This is a genomic window from Actinoplanes sp. NPDC051475 (genome assembly GCF_040689425.1).
In the GTDB taxonomy this organism is placed as follows: domain Bacteria; phylum Actinomycetota; class Actinomycetes; order Mycobacteriales; family Micromonosporaceae; genus Actinoplanes.
In genome coordinates, this window is sequence record NZ_JBFAZZ010000001.1 from 603,596 (window position 1) to 618,756 (window position 15,161).

Annotated in this window: 18 protein-coding genes and 1 riboswitch; of the genes, 10 read left to right on the plus strand and 8 right to left on the minus strand. The window is 73.3% G+C overall.

Annotated features, from left to right (window positions below; genetic code table 11):
* The first annotated feature begins 534 nt into the window (after window positions 1-534).
* Genes lnt through AB0368_RS02705 form a run of 3 tightly spaced genes read left to right on the plus strand, consistent with a single transcriptional unit; the run spans window position 535 to window position 3,499 of the window.
* Window positions 535-2,109, plus strand: a complete 1,575-nt coding sequence (gene lnt, locus AB0368_RS02695; RefSeq protein WP_366152382.1) for an apolipoprotein N-acyltransferase — start codon at window positions 535-537, stop codon at window positions 2,107-2,109.
* On the plus strand, window positions 2,106-2,915 hold the full coding sequence (locus tag AB0368_RS02700; protein WP_366152010.1) for a polyprenol monophosphomannose synthase: 810 nt from the start codon (window positions 2,106-2,108) through the stop codon (window positions 2,913-2,915). The genes lnt and AB0368_RS02700 overlap by 4 nt, the downstream gene beginning before the upstream one ends.
* Before the next feature lie 53 nt (window positions 2,916-2,968).
* A complete protein-coding gene (locus AB0368_RS02705; RefSeq protein ID WP_366152011.1) occupies window positions 2,969-3,499 on the plus strand; it encodes an FxsA family protein in 531 nt (176 codons plus the stop codon).
* Between the two features lie 95 nt (window positions 3,500-3,594).
* Here AB0368_RS02705 and AB0368_RS02710 read toward each other — a convergent pair whose 3' ends face one another.
* Window positions 3,595-3,933 carry an RNA polymerase-binding protein RbpA gene (locus tag AB0368_RS02710; RefSeq protein WP_015622005.1) on the minus strand — a complete coding sequence of 113 codons (339 nt, stop codon included), beginning with the start codon at window positions 3,931-3,933 and terminating at the stop codon, window positions 3,595-3,597.
* 323 nt (window positions 3,934-4,256) lie between these two features.
* Window positions 4,257-5,423: a serine/threonine protein kinase gene (locus tag AB0368_RS02715; RefSeq protein ID WP_366152012.1), complete on the minus strand. Its 1,167-nt coding sequence runs from the start codon at window positions 5,421-5,423 to the stop codon at window positions 4,257-4,259.
* Between the two features lie 67 nt (window positions 5,424-5,490).
* Between AB0368_RS02715 and AB0368_RS02720 the strand changes: the two genes are divergently transcribed.
* Window positions 5,491-6,519 (plus strand): phosphotransferase, encoded by a 1,029-nt coding sequence (locus AB0368_RS02720; RefSeq protein ID WP_366152013.1) that lies wholly within the window; start codon window positions 5,491-5,493, stop codon window positions 6,517-6,519.
* Between the two features lie 13 nt (window positions 6,520-6,532).
* Here the strand turns inward: AB0368_RS02720 and AB0368_RS02725 are convergent, their stop codons facing one another.
* Genes AB0368_RS02725 through AB0368_RS02735 form a run of 3 tightly spaced genes read right to left on the minus strand, consistent with a single transcriptional unit; the run spans window position 6,533 to window position 8,075 of the window.
* A complete protein-coding gene (locus AB0368_RS02725) occupies window positions 6,533-7,081 on the minus strand; it encodes a histidine phosphatase family protein (RefSeq protein WP_366152014.1) in 549 nt (182 codons plus the stop codon).
* Window positions 7,078-7,881, minus strand: coding sequence for a CbtA family protein (locus AB0368_RS02730; RefSeq protein WP_366152015.1), 804 nt, complete (start codon window positions 7,879-7,881; stop codon window positions 7,078-7,080). The genes AB0368_RS02725 and AB0368_RS02730 overlap by 4 nt, the downstream gene beginning before the upstream one ends.
* Window positions 7,872-8,075: a CbtB domain-containing protein gene (locus AB0368_RS02735; protein WP_366152016.1), complete on the minus strand. Its 204-nt coding sequence runs from the start codon at window positions 8,073-8,075 to the stop codon at window positions 7,872-7,874. Before AB0368_RS02735 ends, AB0368_RS02730 begins: the two co-directional genes overlap by 10 nt.
* 60 nt (window positions 8,076-8,135) lie before the next feature.
* Window positions 8,136-8,207, minus strand: a riboswitch (cobalamin riboswitch).
* A 168-nt stretch (window positions 8,208-8,375) separates the two neighbouring features.
* Between AB0368_RS02735 and mycP the strand changes: the two genes are divergently transcribed.
* Window positions 8,376-9,626 carry a type VII secretion-associated serine protease mycosin gene (gene mycP, locus AB0368_RS02740; protein WP_366152017.1) on the plus strand — a complete coding sequence of 417 codons (1,251 nt, stop codon included), beginning with the start codon at window positions 8,376-8,378 and terminating at the stop codon, window positions 9,624-9,626.
* Between the two features lie 96 nt (window positions 9,627-9,722).
* Complete coding sequence (locus tag AB0368_RS02745) at window positions 9,723-10,226, plus strand: NUDIX domain-containing protein (RefSeq protein WP_366152018.1); 504 nt, start codon at window positions 9,723-9,725, stop codon at window positions 10,224-10,226.
* A gap of 70 nt (window positions 10,227-10,296) precedes the next feature.
* Here AB0368_RS02745 and AB0368_RS02750 read toward each other — a convergent pair whose 3' ends face one another.
* From AB0368_RS02750 to AB0368_RS02760, 3 genes are all read right to left on the minus strand, one after another.
* A complete protein-coding gene (locus AB0368_RS02750) occupies window positions 10,297-10,524 on the minus strand; it encodes a hypothetical protein (protein ID WP_366152019.1) in 228 nt (75 codons plus the stop codon).
* Between the two features lie 315 nt (window positions 10,525-10,839).
* A complete protein-coding gene (locus AB0368_RS02755; protein WP_366152020.1) occupies window positions 10,840-11,418 on the minus strand; it encodes a hypothetical protein in 579 nt (192 codons plus the stop codon).
* A gap of 11 nt (window positions 11,419-11,429) precedes the next feature.
* Window positions 11,430-12,344: a LysR family transcriptional regulator gene (locus tag AB0368_RS02760; RefSeq protein ID WP_366152021.1), complete on the minus strand. Its 915-nt coding sequence runs from the start codon at window positions 12,342-12,344 to the stop codon at window positions 11,430-11,432.
* A gap of 70 nt (window positions 12,345-12,414) precedes the next feature.
* On the opposite strand from AB0368_RS02760, the gene AB0368_RS02765 reads away from it, so the two are divergent.
* From AB0368_RS02765 to AB0368_RS02780, 4 genes are read left to right on the plus strand one after another with little or no spacing between them, the layout of a single operon-like run.
* Window positions 12,415-13,257 (plus strand): dihydrodipicolinate synthase family protein, encoded by an 843-nt coding sequence (locus tag AB0368_RS02765; protein WP_366152022.1) that lies wholly within the window; start codon window positions 12,415-12,417, stop codon window positions 13,255-13,257.
* Window positions 13,258-13,310: 53 nt separating this feature from the next.
* Window positions 13,311-13,445 carry a hypothetical protein gene (locus AB0368_RS02770; protein WP_366152023.1) on the plus strand — a complete coding sequence of 45 codons (135 nt, stop codon included), beginning with the start codon at window positions 13,311-13,313 and terminating at the stop codon, window positions 13,443-13,445.
* Window positions 13,442-13,795: a DUF6817 domain-containing protein gene (locus tag AB0368_RS02775; RefSeq protein ID WP_366152024.1), complete on the plus strand. Its 354-nt coding sequence runs from the start codon at window positions 13,442-13,444 to the stop codon at window positions 13,793-13,795. Before AB0368_RS02770 ends, AB0368_RS02775 begins: the two co-directional genes overlap by 4 nt.
* Entirely contained in the window at window positions 13,792-15,141 is a 1,350-nt protein-coding gene (locus AB0368_RS02780) for a CoA transferase (protein WP_366152025.1), read from the plus strand. The genes AB0368_RS02775 and AB0368_RS02780 overlap by 4 nt, the downstream gene beginning before the upstream one ends.
* The last annotated feature ends 20 nt before the right edge of the window (window positions 15,142-15,161 follow it).

Below are 15,161 nucleotides of genomic sequence, written 5' to 3' on the forward strand. Positions count from 1 at the left end.
TGGTGAACGGTGCGTGACGGGCGTCTGCCGGGCCGGGGACACGCCGAAGAATGCGACACGCCCACCCGTGCGGGACATGGTTGACAAGGCGCCGGGGGTGCGACGTACCGTCGACGGGTCCTTTTCCGGGAAGCGGTTGTTGTTCGCTTCGTTCCTTCGCTCACTGGCCACGCGCCGAGACCCGAACGTCGCGCGTACGCCAGGTCCAGGGGGTGGGGGTCGGCGGGGCGGCGCGGACCGGCCGCGCCCTTCCGGTGCGGGTCGGGGATGGAGTGCGGCCAGTAGACAACGGCACGACGCGGGCAGCCAGCCTGTGGCGGGTCGGTCCGAAGGTCACGCGACATCGTTCCGGCGTATCGGCCCGGAAACGGATCTCTGGGAGCAATCGGGGCGCAGTCTGCGGGCTGCGCCCCGATTTCCGGTTCTCGGGGACTTGGCGGCGCGATAGTTTCGTGATCCCTGCCAGGTAGCCTTCCGCGGGTGGATTTGTTGACGCTTCAGCCGACACCGGCCCCGACGGGCGCCGCCGCGACCGTGCCGCCGCGCCCCCGGCCGCTGCCGCTGTGGGTGTCGGTCGTGCTGGCGTTCGGCGCCGGCGCCGGGCTGCTGCTGTCGTTCCCCCCTTACGGACTGTGGTGGCTCGCCCCGGTATCGGTGGCGTTGCTGACGGCGGCGGCGCACCGGCGGCGGCTGCGCGCCGGCCTCGGCGTCGGGTTGATCGCCGGGCTGGTGCTGTTCGTGCCGCTGCTGGACTGGACCCGCATCGCCGCCGGCTGGCTCCCGTGGATGTTGTTGTCGTTCGCCCAGGCCGGCTACCTGGCGTTGCTGGGAATGGCGACGGCGTGGCTGTCGCCGCTGGCCGACCGGGTACGGGCGGTATGGCCGCTGCTGATCGGGCTGCTGTGGGTGAGCCAGGAGGCGCTGCGGGACCGGGCGCCGTTCGGCGGGTTCCCGTGGGGGCGCCTGGCGTTCGCGCAGGACGACGCGCCGGCGCTGCGGCTGGCGGTGCTCGGCGGTGCGCCGCTGGTGACGTTCGCCGTCGCCGCAGCCGGCGGGGCCCTCGTGGCGCTGGCGTGGCGCAGCTGGCGGCCGCGCACGTGGCTGCCCGCGGCCGGGTTCGCGGTGGTGCTGGCGGCGCTGCTGGCCGGCCCGGCGTTCGTGCCGACGGCGGCGCCGGCCGGGCAGACCCGTACGGTCGCGGTGGTGCAGGGCAACGTGCCCCGCCTCGGGCTGGACTTCAACGCCCAGCGCGCGGCGGTGCTGCTCAACCACGTGCACGCCACCGAGAAGCTCGCCGAGGAAGTACGGCTGGGCCGCAAGCCGAAGCCGGACCTGGTGATCTGGCCGGAGAACGCCAGCGACATCGACCCGCTGCGCAACCAGGACGCCGCCCAGCAGATCGCCGCGGCGGCCGGCGCGATCGGGGTGCCGATCCTGGTCGGCGCGGTGCTGCGCGGCGACGTGCCGGGGGAGATCCGCAACGCAGGGATCCTGTGGATGCCGGTCACCGGCCCCGACCTGGACCAGGTGTACGTGAAGCGGCATCCGGTGCCGTTCGCCGAATACATGCCGCTGCGTCCGGTCGCGCGGGTCGTGTCCGACAAGGTGAACCTGGTGCAGAACATGGTCGCCGGTGCCACCCCCGGCGTCCTGCACACCCCGGCCGCGACCGTCGGCGACGTCATCTGCTTCGAGGTCGCGTACGACGGCATCGTGCGCGACACTGTGACCGGCGGAGCACAGATCCTGGCCGTGCAGACGAACAACGCGACGTTCAACGAGGCCGAGGCGCGCCAGCAGCTGGCGATGGTGCGGCTGCGCGCCGTCGAGCACGGGCGCGAGGCGCTGATGGTCTCGACGGTCGGGGTGTCCGCATTCGCCGGCGCCGACGGCCGGGTGCACGCCGCCACCGGCTTCAATGTGGACGCCGTGGTCCTGCATGACATGCGTGTGGGCGGACCGCGTACGCTGGCCACTCGTTTGGGACAGTGGCCGGAGCTCGCGGCGGTCGCGCTGACCCTGCTGGTCCTGGCCGCGGCGGCACCGCTGCGCCGGCGCCGCAGGACCGGCGACGACACCGCGGCTGAGGGAAAGACGGAGGTACGGTGAGCGACACGAACCCGACGGCAGCGGGCTCGGAGGGATACCCGGGGGTCGGCCGTGTGCTCGTGGTCATCCCGACCTACAACGAGGCGGACAACGTCCGGCTGATCACCGAACGGGTGCGCCGCGCCGTGCCATCGGTGGACATCCTCGTGGCCGACGACAACTCGCCCGACGGCACCGGGGCCATCGCCGACGACATCTCCGCCGCCGACGACCACGTGTTCGTGCTGCACCGTGCCGGCAAGGAGGGCCTCGGGGCGGCGTACGTCGCCGGGTTCGCCTGGGCCAAGGACAAGGGCTACGACGCGGTCGTGGAGATGGACGCGGACGGCTCGCACGCCCCCGAGGAACTGACCAAGCTGCTCGACGCGCTGCGCGAGGCCGACGCCGTCCTGGGCACCCGTTACATCCCCGGCGGCAGCGTGCACAACTGGCCGCTGCACCGGCTGCTGCTCAGCCGCGGCGGCAACATCTACATCCGCATGGCGCTGGGCATGCCGTTCAAGGACGCCACCGGCGGCTACCGGGCGTACCGGATGCCGGTCCTCGACGCGATCGACGTGTCGACGGTGGCCTCGCAGGGCTACTCGTTCCAGGTCGAGCTGGCCTGGCGTACGTACAGGCACGGGTTCCGGATGGCCGAGGTGCCGATCACGTTCACCGAGCGCGAACACGGCGTCAGCAAGATGAGCGGCAACATCTTCAAGGAACAGCTGCTCAGGGTCACGGTGTGGGGTGTCTCCGCCCGCAAGGACGCCCTGCTGAACAAGCTCGGGCGCAAGCCGCGGCAGCCGTCGACCTGGCCGTGACGGCGTAGCCGCGTCATGCTGGACAGGCCGGTATTCGCGGGAAGGTGACCACCATGCGTCGAGCTCTGGTTCTGCTGCCGCTGGGTCTGCTGCTGCTCGCGGTGGCCGAGATCGCGGTGTTCGCCGCGGTGGCGCACGCGCTCGGCGCGCTCTGGGCGGTGCTGCTCGTCGTCGTGTCCAGCCTCGCCGGGCTGGTGCTGCTGCGCCGTGAGGGCATCCGCGGGTGGCGGGCGTTCCGCGCCGCCGCGGAGGCCGGCCGCCCGCCCGGCCATCAGGTCAGCAACTCGCTCGTCGGTCTGCTCGGCGCCCTGCTGCTGGCCCTGCCCGGGTTCGTCTCCGGCGTCGCCGGGCTGCTGCTGCTCGTGCCGCCCGCTCGTCCGCTCGCCCGGCGCGTGGTGGAACGCTTCGCCGAGCGGCGCCTGTCCGCGGCGCTCGCCGGTGACCTGTTCGGCCCGCGGCACGTGCGGGTGCGCCTGTCCGACCCGGTCGACGAACCCGCGCCGGCGCCGCGCGCATCGGCCGGCGCGGTCACTCCCGGCCCGGCCGTGGCCGACGACGTCGTCGAGGGTGAGATCGTCCGCTGACCGCTGACCGCTGACCGCTGACCGCGGGCCCGCTCCGGGCACAGCAAATCGCCGTCCCGCCCTCGTCGGCGGAACGGCGATCAGGTTGCTGCGGGTCAGCGGCCGCGGCGGGTGCGAACCTCCTGGAGCCGCTCGTTGAGGATGTCCTCCAGCTCCGAGATCGACCGCCGCTCCAGCAGCATGTCCCAGTGGGTACGCGGCGGCTTCGCCTTCTTCTGCTCCGGCTCGTTACCGTCCACCAGTCGCGCGACGCTGCCGTCGAACTTGCATTCCCAGGTGATCGGCACCTCGGCGTCGACGGCGAACGGCACCTCGAACTGGTGACCCTTCACGCACAGGTACTCGCGGGTCTGCCGGGGCGCCAGTTCCGTATTGCGGTCGGACTCGTAGCTGACTGCGCCAAGTCGGCTGCCGCGCAGCATGCGTTCGCCCATGATCGGCTTTCCCCTCGCTCGTGGTGCTACTTGCCGTTGGTGTAACGAAACGGACGGTCGCGCGATTCCTCGGCGACGGCCGTATGTCGACGGTGTTAACGCTCCGAGCGTAACCGGCAGGGTCCCCTATCGGCCGACTCAGCCCCGTCCTGAAGTGGACCTTGGTCCACTTTACGGGATATTGCGCGACTTACGGATAGTGCGATGTCGGTCACTCGGGCGGATAGTTCCCGGGTTCCTGTCGGCCATCGGCCGTTTCAGGGTACCGCTCACCGCCCGCCGCCGCGCGTCGTGCCTCGGCGCTCGCCCTCCCGGCCGACGCGTCAACGGGCGGTGCCCAGAGCTGCCACCGCCGACGCCAGATCGCTGACCTGAGCCGAGAGCTGCGCCACCCGGTCGTGCGCGCTGTCCGCGTCCGAGCGGGCCGCCTCCAGCCGGCTGCGGGCCTCGCCCGCGTCGCGCTCGGCGGCCTCCCGCACGGCGGCGAGCTCACCGGTCGCCCGGGCCAGCGCCGCCCGGTCGCGCTCGGCGTCCGCTTGAACCTGAGCGACGGTACGCCGCAACGACTCCGTCTCCTCGGCGGCGCGCGCCGCCTCGGCCCGCAACTGGGCGGCCTGCTCCGCGTCCCGCTGGGCCCGCGCGCGGGCGGCCTCGACAGCGGCCGTGGCGGCGTCCCGCTCGGTGCGGGCCTCGTCGAGCTCACGCTGCGCGGTGTCCCGGGCCACCTGCACGGCGTCGCGGTCGGCACGGGCCGCCGCCAGCTCGGTCAGGGCCTGGTCGAGGTCGCGGGCCCGGGTGGCGGACTCGTGACGGGCCTCGGCGAGCTCCCGGCGTACGGTATCGGTCTCCCGGACGGCCTCGTCCCGCTCGCGCCGCGCCGCATCGCGGTCCGTCTCTGCCTGCATCTGCAGGGCGGCGGCCCCGCTCGCCGCCGCCTGCGCCTGGTCCCGGGCCGCGACGGCCTGGCGCGACTCGGCCGCCGCCGACTCCGCCAGCCGGTGGGCCCGCTGCGCCGCCTGCAGGGCGTCGTCCCGCTCGGCCCGGGCGACGACGGCCTCCTGCACCGCCGTCGCGGCCGCCTCCGCGGCCCGGTCGGCGTCGTGACGCGCGTCGTCGCGTTCGGTGTGCGCGGCGGCGATCTGCCGGGAGGTCTCCGCGCGGACCTCGGCCACCTGCCGCTCGACCCCGGCCGGCGACATCTCGGCGTGCAACGCCTCGCCCAGCGTGACCACCAACTGGTCCAGCCGGTCCACGACCTCCCAGGTGCGGGCCACCTGCCCCGCCAGGCCCGGCGACGAACGGTGCCGCATCCGCACGTTGCGCGAGGCCCTCTGGCACTCGCCGTCGTTGTCGCGGCAGTACCGGAACGGGCGGCCCGCCGACGAACGCTGCGGCACCGGCCGCCCGCAATGCGCGCAAGGGCGCGTCTCGGGCGCCTCGTCGGCGTCGATCGTCTGCCGCGGTACGGAGGAAACGTCGTGTTCAGCCATCGCGACCCGACCTTAATGCCGCCGGCGGTCCCTACCCGGTAACCGCGCCGCGATACGGTGCTCAGTCGTGCCGATACCGCCGCCGGATCTGGTCCCGGACAGCCGCGCCGAAGAGTTGCCGCACAACACCGTCAACGGCGCCACCGGCGGCATCTGGCGCGTGCACCGCGACGGCGGCAGCGCGGTGCTGAAGATCTCCACGCCGGGGCGGGCCGCGGCGGCAGCGCATTTCCAGGCCTCCGGCGACCCTGGCCACTGGAACTACTGGCGGCGCGAACTGCTGGCGTACCGCAGCGGGCTGGCCGGCACCGCCTTCGCCGACGCCGGCCTGTCCGCGCCGGAGCTGCTCGCGACCGAGGAACGCCCCGACGGCTCGGTGGCGCTGTGGCTGCAGGACGTCGCCGGTACGCCCGGCACCGCGTGCGGCAGTGGGCAGCTCGGCGACGTCGCGTACCGGATGGGGGTGGGCCAGGCCCGCTGGCTGGGCCGGCCGCCGGCCGAACCGTGGCTGGCCCGCGACTGGCTGCGCGATTACACCGGCGCCCAGCCGGTCCGCGACGACCCCGACTGGAACCACCCGGCCGTCGCGCGGGCATGGTCGCCGCGGCTGCGCGAGGACCTGCGCACCGTGTGGGAACGCCGGACGCAGCTGCTGGCCGAGGCCGACCGGCTGCCCCGGACGCTGTGCCATCACGACCTGTGGCCGATGAACCTGATCCTGGGTACGTCCGGGCCGGTGCTGCTGGACTGGGCGTTCGCCGGTCCCGGCGCCATCGGTGAGGACGTGGCGAACCTGGCGCTGGACAGCTTCTTCGACGGGCTGATCGACATCACGCTGCTCGACGAGGTGGTGGCGGCGGTCGTCGACGGGTACCGGCGGGGACTGGGCGGAGCGGTGGACGAGGCGACGATCACCCGGGCGGTCAAGGTGACGGGGGCGGCGAAGTACCACTGGCTGGCGCCGCGGATGGTGATGGCGGCGGCGCAGAGCCCGCGGAAAGGTGCCTACGACACGCGTGACGCCGCGGCGATGTTCGCGGGGCGGGCGCCGGTGCTGGAGGTGGTGGCGCGATGGGCGCGGGAGGCTCTCGGCTGAGCCTGATGGCGCCTCAGGCGGCGGGGAAGTGCAGGCGCCAGCGGCCCGAGCGGTGGGTGAGCCGGGTCAGGGACAGCGGTGCCACGTCGAGGTTCCACACCGCCTCGTCCGGCAGCCCGAGGGCGTGCACCAGCGCCGCCCGTACGACGACCGGGTGGGCGACCACCACGACCCGCTGGCGGGCCATCGCGTCCAGCCAGGAGCCGCTCCGCTCGCGGACCCGGGCCAGGGATTCACCGCCGTGCGGAGCGGACTGCGGGTCGGTCAGCCACTGCTCGAGCCCCTTGCCGTCGGCGGCCGCCACCTCGTCCAGGCTCATCCCGTCCCAGCGGCCGAAGTCCGGGTCCGCCAGCTGCGGCTCCGCGATCGCCGAATGGCCCAGCGCCTGCGCGGTCTCCCGGGCCGCCCGCGACGGGGCGCACACCCACAAATCGCCGCGGCCCGGCGAGGACATGGCGAGGGCGGCCCGCCGGCCACCCTCGTCGATGTCCTCGTCGCCGCCGAACCGTCCGCCCCGGAGGGCTGCCGTCGGCGCGCAGGCGAGCAGCCGCAGGCCACTCACACCGGCACGGTCTCCGACTGCTCGGGCGCTGTGGCGGCGTTGCGGGAACCCAGCCGGGACAGCAGCGCAGTGAACGCCAGGCCGAGCACCGTCCACAACGTCACCTGGGTGCCCAGCGAGCTGATCCGGAAGTTCCAGAGCAGGCTGGGCGGGAAGGTGGCCGGCACCTCGTCGACGGTGGGCAGCAGCACGTACCCGACGATCACGACCACCAGGAAGCCCGCCAGGCCCGCGGCTGCGCGTACCCATTCCGGGGCGCCGGCGCGCGCCGAGCGGAACGCGAGCACCCCGGCCCATACCGCGACCAGGCCGATCACCACGATCGAGAGGTAGCTGATCGTGCGTTGGTCGATCGTGGACGGATCCCCGACCGCCGGCGGGTTCGGCGGATACTTCACGAACGGCACGAGCACCAGCCCGAGCAACGCGGCCGCGGCCAGCCCGAGCGCGGCGCGCGAGTCGTGCTCCGTGCGCAGCCGGCGGCGCAGCAATGTGTACGCGGTGGCGAGCAGGCCGCCCATCGCGATGCCGTACAGGGCCGTGGCCAGGAACAGGCCGCCCTTCTGGCCGTCGCGGGACACCAGCTCCTCGTCGTCGTGATGGTCGGCCGCGGTGGCCGCCTCACCGGGGTGCTCGTGCGCGGCGGCGGCCTCCTCGATGGAGATCGCCGCGTCGACCTTCGGCTCGCCGACAGCGTATGCGAACACACCGGCGAGCAGTCCGGCGATGAGACCGGCGAGCAACCCCCGCAGCAGCAGCGCCCCATAGGTGGGAGCGCTGCGGGCCGGCGTCAGTGACACGGCACGCCGAGCAGGTGACGGCCGTCGTGCATGAGCTCGTGCAGGTACATGCCGCTCTGCGACACCGCACCCTGGTCGAAGGCCACGAGGTAGGCGAGCATGAGCAGGGCCGCCACGACGCCGACCGCCGTCCACAACACGCGGGGGGAGACGGTGGCCGGGCTGAGCGGACGAACCGACTGGACCTTGGGCATAACGGATCAGACCTCCTTGCGGGATGACGCGTCCCGGATCGACAGGCCTGCGACGCGTGAGCGTCCTGACTCACGAACCCGGGACGGATCCGTTCACAGTGGCGCGACCGCACCGGAATTCCACCGGTTTCCCTCACGACGCCGCAGATGGTCCCCACAACCTAGCGGCGCGCCGGTGAGCGGGTCAATCGCGGCCCCGCTCACACCGAATCATGACGATCCGCTCACCGATCGGCCGCGGCTCCCCGTCCCGGCCCCCACCTCGGTAGCATCCAATCCGATCGCTGCACGGGGGTAGGCATGCACATCGGGACACGGCTCACAAAGGCGGCATTCGCCAGGGCGGCGCTCGCCGTCGCGGCGCTGGCCGCCACGCTGCTGCCGGCTGCCCCGGCACAGGCGAAGGCCAACGAGTGTCGGCCACCCGGCGTCGCCCAGGTCAGCAAGGCCACGCCCTACGAGACCCAGATGTACGCACCGGAGCGGCTGGCGCCGTTCGCGACCGGCTTCGGCGTGCGCGTCGCCGTCATCGACTCCGGCGTGGACGCGACCCACCCGCAGCTGCGCGGGCAGGTCGACGCCGGTCACGACTTCCTGCACGGGAACCCGGACGGTCGCCAGGATTGCGTCGGCCACGGCACCGCGGTGGCCAGCATCATCGCGGCGACCCACGACCGAAGGGCCGGCATGCGCGGCCTGGCCCCGCGCGCGACGATCGTGCCGGTGCGTGTCAGCGAGCAGACCGACACCCCGGGCCAGGCCGTGCAGACCGAGCCGACCAGCCCCGCCAAGTTCGCCCAGGCCATCGACTGGGCGTCCGACCCCGCCGCCGGCAACGCCGACGTCATCAACATGTCCCTGGTCATGACGGACGAGAGCGAGCTGGTCCGCGCCGCCGTCGCCCGCGCGATCGACCGCGGGGTGGTTGTCGTCGCGGCGGTGGGCAACCACGGCAGCGCCACCGACAAGAACCTCACGCCCTACCCGGCAGCCTTCCCCGGCGTGATCGGCGTGGGCGCCATCGACGTCAACGGCGTCCGAGGCGCGTTCTCCCAGCACGGCCGCTACGTGGACGTGGTGGCCCCCGGCGTCGGCGTGACCTTCGCCGCCCGCCACTCCGGCCACACCTCGGGCGACGGCACCAGCTACGCGACACCGTTCGTGTCCGCAACGGCCGCGCTGATCAAGCAACGCTTCCCCTACCTGACGCCGCCCCAGGTCGCCCGCCGCCTGCTCGCCACCGCCGACCCCGCCCCCGGCGGCGCCAACAGCGACGAGTACGGGTACGGGGTGGTCAACCCGTACCGGGCGCTGACAGAGACACTGGGCCCCGAGGAGCCCGCAGCCCCGGCACCGGTGGTGCTGCACACGGAGGACCCGGCGGCAGCGGCGCTGGCGGCCCGGCGCGCGCGTGCTCAGGACATGTCCCTGGTCTTGGCGGGCGCGGGCGCGGGGGTGGTCGTGCTGGTCGTGTTGCTGGCTGGCGCGGTCCGCCACGGCCGCCGCAGAGGCTGGCGTCCGGCGGGGCCGGCGGACGCCACCGACACCTGACAAGAAAACCCTGCGGAAAGAATCCGAGCTGGCTGGACCTTCGGCGGCTCCCCGGGTTGCTCCCGACGGCACCCCGCACAGGATCAGGAGCCTGCCGTGTCGCTGAACCTTCGCACCTCCGCCCGCGCGATCATCCTCGACGAGGATGATCGCGTCCTGCTGTGCCGCTTCGTCTTCCCGCACCCGGCGGTGCCGAACGGGGCGCAGGTCGTCTGGGCTGCTCCAGGTGGCGGCATCGAACCAGGTGAGGACGGGCTGTCCGCGCTGCGCCGTGAGCTGCGAGAGGAAACCGGCTTGGTCGCCGCCATCGACCCGCCGCACGTCTGGCATCAAGTAGTCATTGCCGCGGATCATGCGCCCGGCTTCGACGGCATAGTCAACGACTACTTCCTCATCCGCGCCACCCACTTCGAGCCGCAAGGCGAGTTCACCGACGACCAACTCGCCGCCGAGCACATCGCTGCCTTTCGATGGTGGCGGCTTTCCGAGATCACGAATTACACCGGACCTGACCTGTTCTCGCCCCGTGACCTTGCGACACCGCTGACCGACCTGCTCACGTCCGGGATACCCGCCGACCCGGTCACACTTGGCTTATGAATGTCAGTGACCCGCCGAACACTGGGTGATCATCGGCGGATGTCGGCGCTGCACCCGATCAGCTAACCACTCAGATCACGGCTTCCCGCAGCCGCCGATAGCCCTCGTCCGTGCCGATCGCCACCTGCTGCTCGGGCCGGGTCGCGTAGTAGCGGATGGCCGCCGCCAGGAACCGGACGTCGACGTGCGCGCTCTGGATCCGCGTCGTGTTCCACACCAGGCCCCTGCGGCGGACGAGCTCCGGCCGGAGGCATCCCAGGCGGACCTCGTCCGGGCGGTCGGCCGGCCGAGCATGCACAGCGCGTAATACACCGGCCACACGCCGGCGGGTGCGGTGAAGGAGGCGGACTCGGCCCGGACGACCAACGCCGCGGACGCCGCCCGGCGCGGCATGCAGACGACAATGACCACCAGCAACGCCACGATCGCCAGCGTGGAGACGGTCCCGGGAGCCGACGCGGTGAGCATCGCCTGGACGACGGCGAGCACGACGCCGGCCATCAGGATCGGACGACGCCGTCGCGCCGTCGCGTCCGTGACCCACGAGATCATCACCGGGACGGTACGGACCAGCGGAAACCGGCGGCAGGACCGAAGGGATGACGAGGGTCCCTCAGTAGTACAGCGGTTGGTCGTCGGCGGGCTGGGCCGGGACGACGTCCAGCTGCGGATCGGCGACCAGGGCGTCGACGGCGGCCCGCTCGGCGCCGATCCCGGCCCAGTGCGGGTCGACGTCGGCGGCGAGGCACCAGCGGCGGTCGGCCGGCCAGACGAACGCGGGCGGTGCGATCGGGTGCCCGCCGCCGAGATCCGTCTCCCACGCGTCGATGTCGTGGAGCGCACCCCGCAGCAGCGCGTAACGGCGATGCGGTATCTCGACCAGCGGCCCGTGCGGGGGCAGGGGAATGTCGGAGTAGCCCTCCCACACGCAGAAGTAGCACTCCTGCGGAGTGGAGGTGAACCCTGCGAGCAGGTGCAACGCCCGGCGCGTCTGCGTGATGTCCGACGGGTGGTCGTCGGGCATTTCGACGTCCGTCTCGTCCTGGCCCGGGACGGTGGGATCGGGGATGAAGCGCAGCCGGGCGAAGGCCTCGAAGACCGCCGGCCCGAAGGTGATCAACCGCATGGCCGGTGTGCCCGAACGGACGAGCCAGTCCGCGGCGGAGGTGTCCGGACAGTAGGTGAGTCTCATCACCTGTGACCCTACGTGCGGGGCGGAAGACACCCGCGGAGGGCCGCGACGAAGGCCGTCACCGCCGGGTGGGCGGCCGCACCCTTGCGGTAGGCGATCCACGTGCGCCGCCGGTACGGCAAGGCGACCAGCTTGACCCCCGGCGGCGGCACCGCAGTGCCCGGTCCGGCCACGGTGCCCGGCCCGGCCACGGCGAGATCCGGCACCAGCGACACCCCCTGACCGGCCGCGACCAGCGCCAGGACCGTCGCGAAGTCGTCGGCCTGGTGCCGAGTCCGGGGCGTGAACCCGGCCGCGCGGCACACCTGCAGCGTCACCGTGTGGCAGAGCGTGCCCGGCGTCGCCACGATCCACGGATGGTCGCGGGCAGCCGGGATCGTCGCCGTCTGCGCGTCCGCGGGCACCGCCAGGTGCACCGTCTCGTCGAGCAGCGGCGTCGTGTCCAGTCCGGCATCCGGCTCGGCCGGGGCCAAGTCGTAGTCCTGCACCAGGCCCACGTCCAGCTGCCGTTCGCGCAGCGCCCGGGGGACCGCCACCGGGTCGAGTTCCGTCACGCGCAGCTCCAGCGCCGGGTGGTCGCCTCCGAGGGCCACCAGGGCCGGGGGCAGCAGGGTGCGGACCGCGGTCGGGAAGGCGCCGATGCGCAGCGGGCCGGTCAGCTGGGCGGACACCTCCGCGAGCGCTGCCGTCGTGCGTTCGAGCGCGGCCAGGACCGTCTCGGCGTGGGCGACGAGGACCCGGCCCGCCGCGGTGAAGGTGACCCGCCGGCCGGTGCGTTCCAGCAGGGCCACACCGGCCTCGCGTTCGAGCGTGGACAGTTGCTGCGACACGGCCGACGGGGTGTAGCTGTGCGCGTGGGCCACGGCCGCGATCGTGCCGAGCCGGTCCAGGTCGCAGAGCAGCCGCAGCCGGCGTACGTCGAGCATCAGGTGAGCTTACGCATCACCGTACAAATCTGAACTGGACCTGATGGTCGGGGCGCGCGAGGGTCGGGGCATGACTCTCACCGGCGTGTACGTCCCGCTCATCACCCCCTTCGACGCGGGCGGTCACGTCGCTTACGACGCCCTGGATCGGCTCGCCGGGGAGCTGCTGGACGACGGCGCGCACGGGCTCGTCGCGCTGGGAACGACCGGCGAGCCCGGGTCGTTGAGCCCCGACGAGCAGCGTGGGGTCGTGGACGTGATCGCGGGGGTGTGCCGGCAGCGGCAGGCCCCGTTCGTCGTCGGCGCGTCCCTCGTGGTGCCGCCGCCCGGCGATGCCCAGGCGGTGCTGACGCTGGTGCCACCGTTCGTGCGTCCCGGCGAGGAGGGCGTCGTCGCCTACTTCTCCGCGTACGCCCGCAGCAGCCCCGTACCCGTACTCGTCTACCACGTGCCGTACCGGACCGGGCAGCCGCTGTCGGCAGCGACCCTGCGCCGGATCGCCGCGCTGGACAACGTGGCCGGCGTGAAGCTGGCCGCCGGCGGGATCGACGACGAGACCGTCGCGCTGCTGGCCGACCCGCCCCCGGATTTCGCGATCCTCGGCGGCGACGACGCCTTCCTCTCACCGCTGCTGGCGCTCGGCGCGCACGGCGGCGTCCTGGCCTCGGCGCACGTGGAGACGGCCGGCTTCGCGGCGCTCGTGCAGGCGTGGCGCGACGGGGACGTGTCCGGTGCCCGGGCCGCCGGTCGGCGGCTCGCGCGGCTGTCGCTGGCGCTGTTCGCCGCGCCCAACCCCACCGTGATCAAGGCGGTGCTGCACGCCCGTGGCCGGATACCGACACCCGCCGTACGGCTGCCGCTGGTGCCGGCAGCGCCCGCCGCCGTCGAGGGTGCCCTGGAATCCGTGAAGTAAGAAGGCGCACAAACCCGTTGCGGGCCCCACGCCCGTGACGGCAGGGTCGACCTGTGCGGATCCAGGAGTTCGTGATCACCGGCGACGCTGCCGGCCCGTACGGGATCACCATCGGCCCGGACCGGGCAGTGTGGGTGACCTGCACGCACAGCGGCGAGATCGGCCGGCTCGTCCGGATGCTGCCATGAACGCCGACGACGTGAAGGCGTGGCTGCGCAAGGCTGACCGGACTCCGCTGCGGCAGCTGGTGGGCGAGCGCGCCGAGTCGCTGGTCCACCAGTACGGCGCCTGTGACCGCTCCCGCACCTGGCGGACCCTGCCCGGCACGAGCCAGGTGTGGAACCGCTGGACCGGCCGCCCCGACTACCTGCTGCAGGGCTTCGCCGACCTGAGCATCGTCAACGAGCTCGACGTCGTGGAGCAGGACCCCACGCTCGGGCAACGGTACGGCGGGTACTTCCGTGACGTGTTCGCGTCGTGGCAGGGCCTCGCGTCGGAACCGGTGCTGGCCGAGGCCCGCCGGGTGCTGGGCCCATGACGCTGCCCACCGGCCTCGGCCTGCCCGATGGTGCCGCCGCGGTCGTGACCGGCGTCGTCCGCCCGGCAGCGCTGCACTCCTCGCTGGCGGTTGCCGAATGCGCGACGGCCTCCGTGGCCGGGTGCCTGCTCGCCGCGGCGGAGCTTGCGCACGCCCGCACCGGCCATCGGCCCCGGGTCACCGTGGACACCGCGCACGTCGCTGCCGCCGTACGCAGCGAGGCTCTGCTGCGCGACCCGACCGGCCACGGCGTTCCCGGGTTCGCGCCGCTGTCACGACTCTGGCCGACCGCTGACGGCTGGGTACGCACCCATGCCAACTATCCGTGGCATCGTGCCGCGCTGCTGCGTGCCCTGTTCGTGCCGGACGGCCCGGACGACACAGTGTTGCCGCTGGTCGCCCAGGCGATCAAGCAGCGCCCGGCTGCCGAGGTCGAGCAGCTCGTGTACGACGCGGGCGGACTCGCCGTCGCGGCGCGAACGACGAAACAATGGCGGAGCGAGCACCCGCCCGATGACGCGCCGTTGATCAGCATCGTGCCGTTGGGCGCCGCGCCCGGGCTACCGGCCACCGGTCAGCTGCCCGCGTCCGGGGTCCGGGTCCTCGACCTGACCCGGGTGCTCGCCGGGCCGGTCGCCACCCGGATGCTCGCCGCGCTGGGCGCCCACGTGCTGCGCGTCGACGATCCCGAGCGGCCCGAGCTGGACTCGCTCACGGTGGACGGTGTGCTCGGCAAGGCGAGCACCCTGGTGGACGCCCGCACCGGAGAAGGGCTGGAGACGTTGCACCGGCTCGCGGCCCACGCCGATGTGATCGTCACCGGTTACCGGCCCGGTGCGCTGGACCGGTACGGCCTGGCGCCCGCGCTGATCGCCGAGCGGCACCCCGGCACGATCGTGGCCACCCTCTCGGCCTGGGGCACGACGGGTGGCTGGGATGCTCGCCGTGGTTTCGACAGCCTCGTGCAGATCGCCACCGGCATCGGCTGGGCCGCCGGGAACGGGACCCGGCCGGGTGCCCTGCCGTGCCAGGCGCTCGACCACGCCACCGGCTACCTGCTCGCCTCCGGTGTCCTTGCGGCCCTGACCCGGCGAGCCCGCACCGGCGAGGCGGCGCACGTGTCCGTGTCGCTGGAGCGCACCGCCCGGTGGTTGCTCGAGCAGGGACCCCGCGGTGCCGGTGACCCCGGCGTGGACGATCCGGACGCCTATCGGGTCGACCTCGGCGGCGGCTGGACCGGCATCAGCCCGCCCGGGTCGCTCGACGGGCGGCCGTTGCGCTGGCCGCATCTGCCCGCGTCGTACGGCACGGCTGCGCCGACGTGGCGACGCGTCTTCACCGGGTGAGTAAGGGCGTCCGCCCCCCG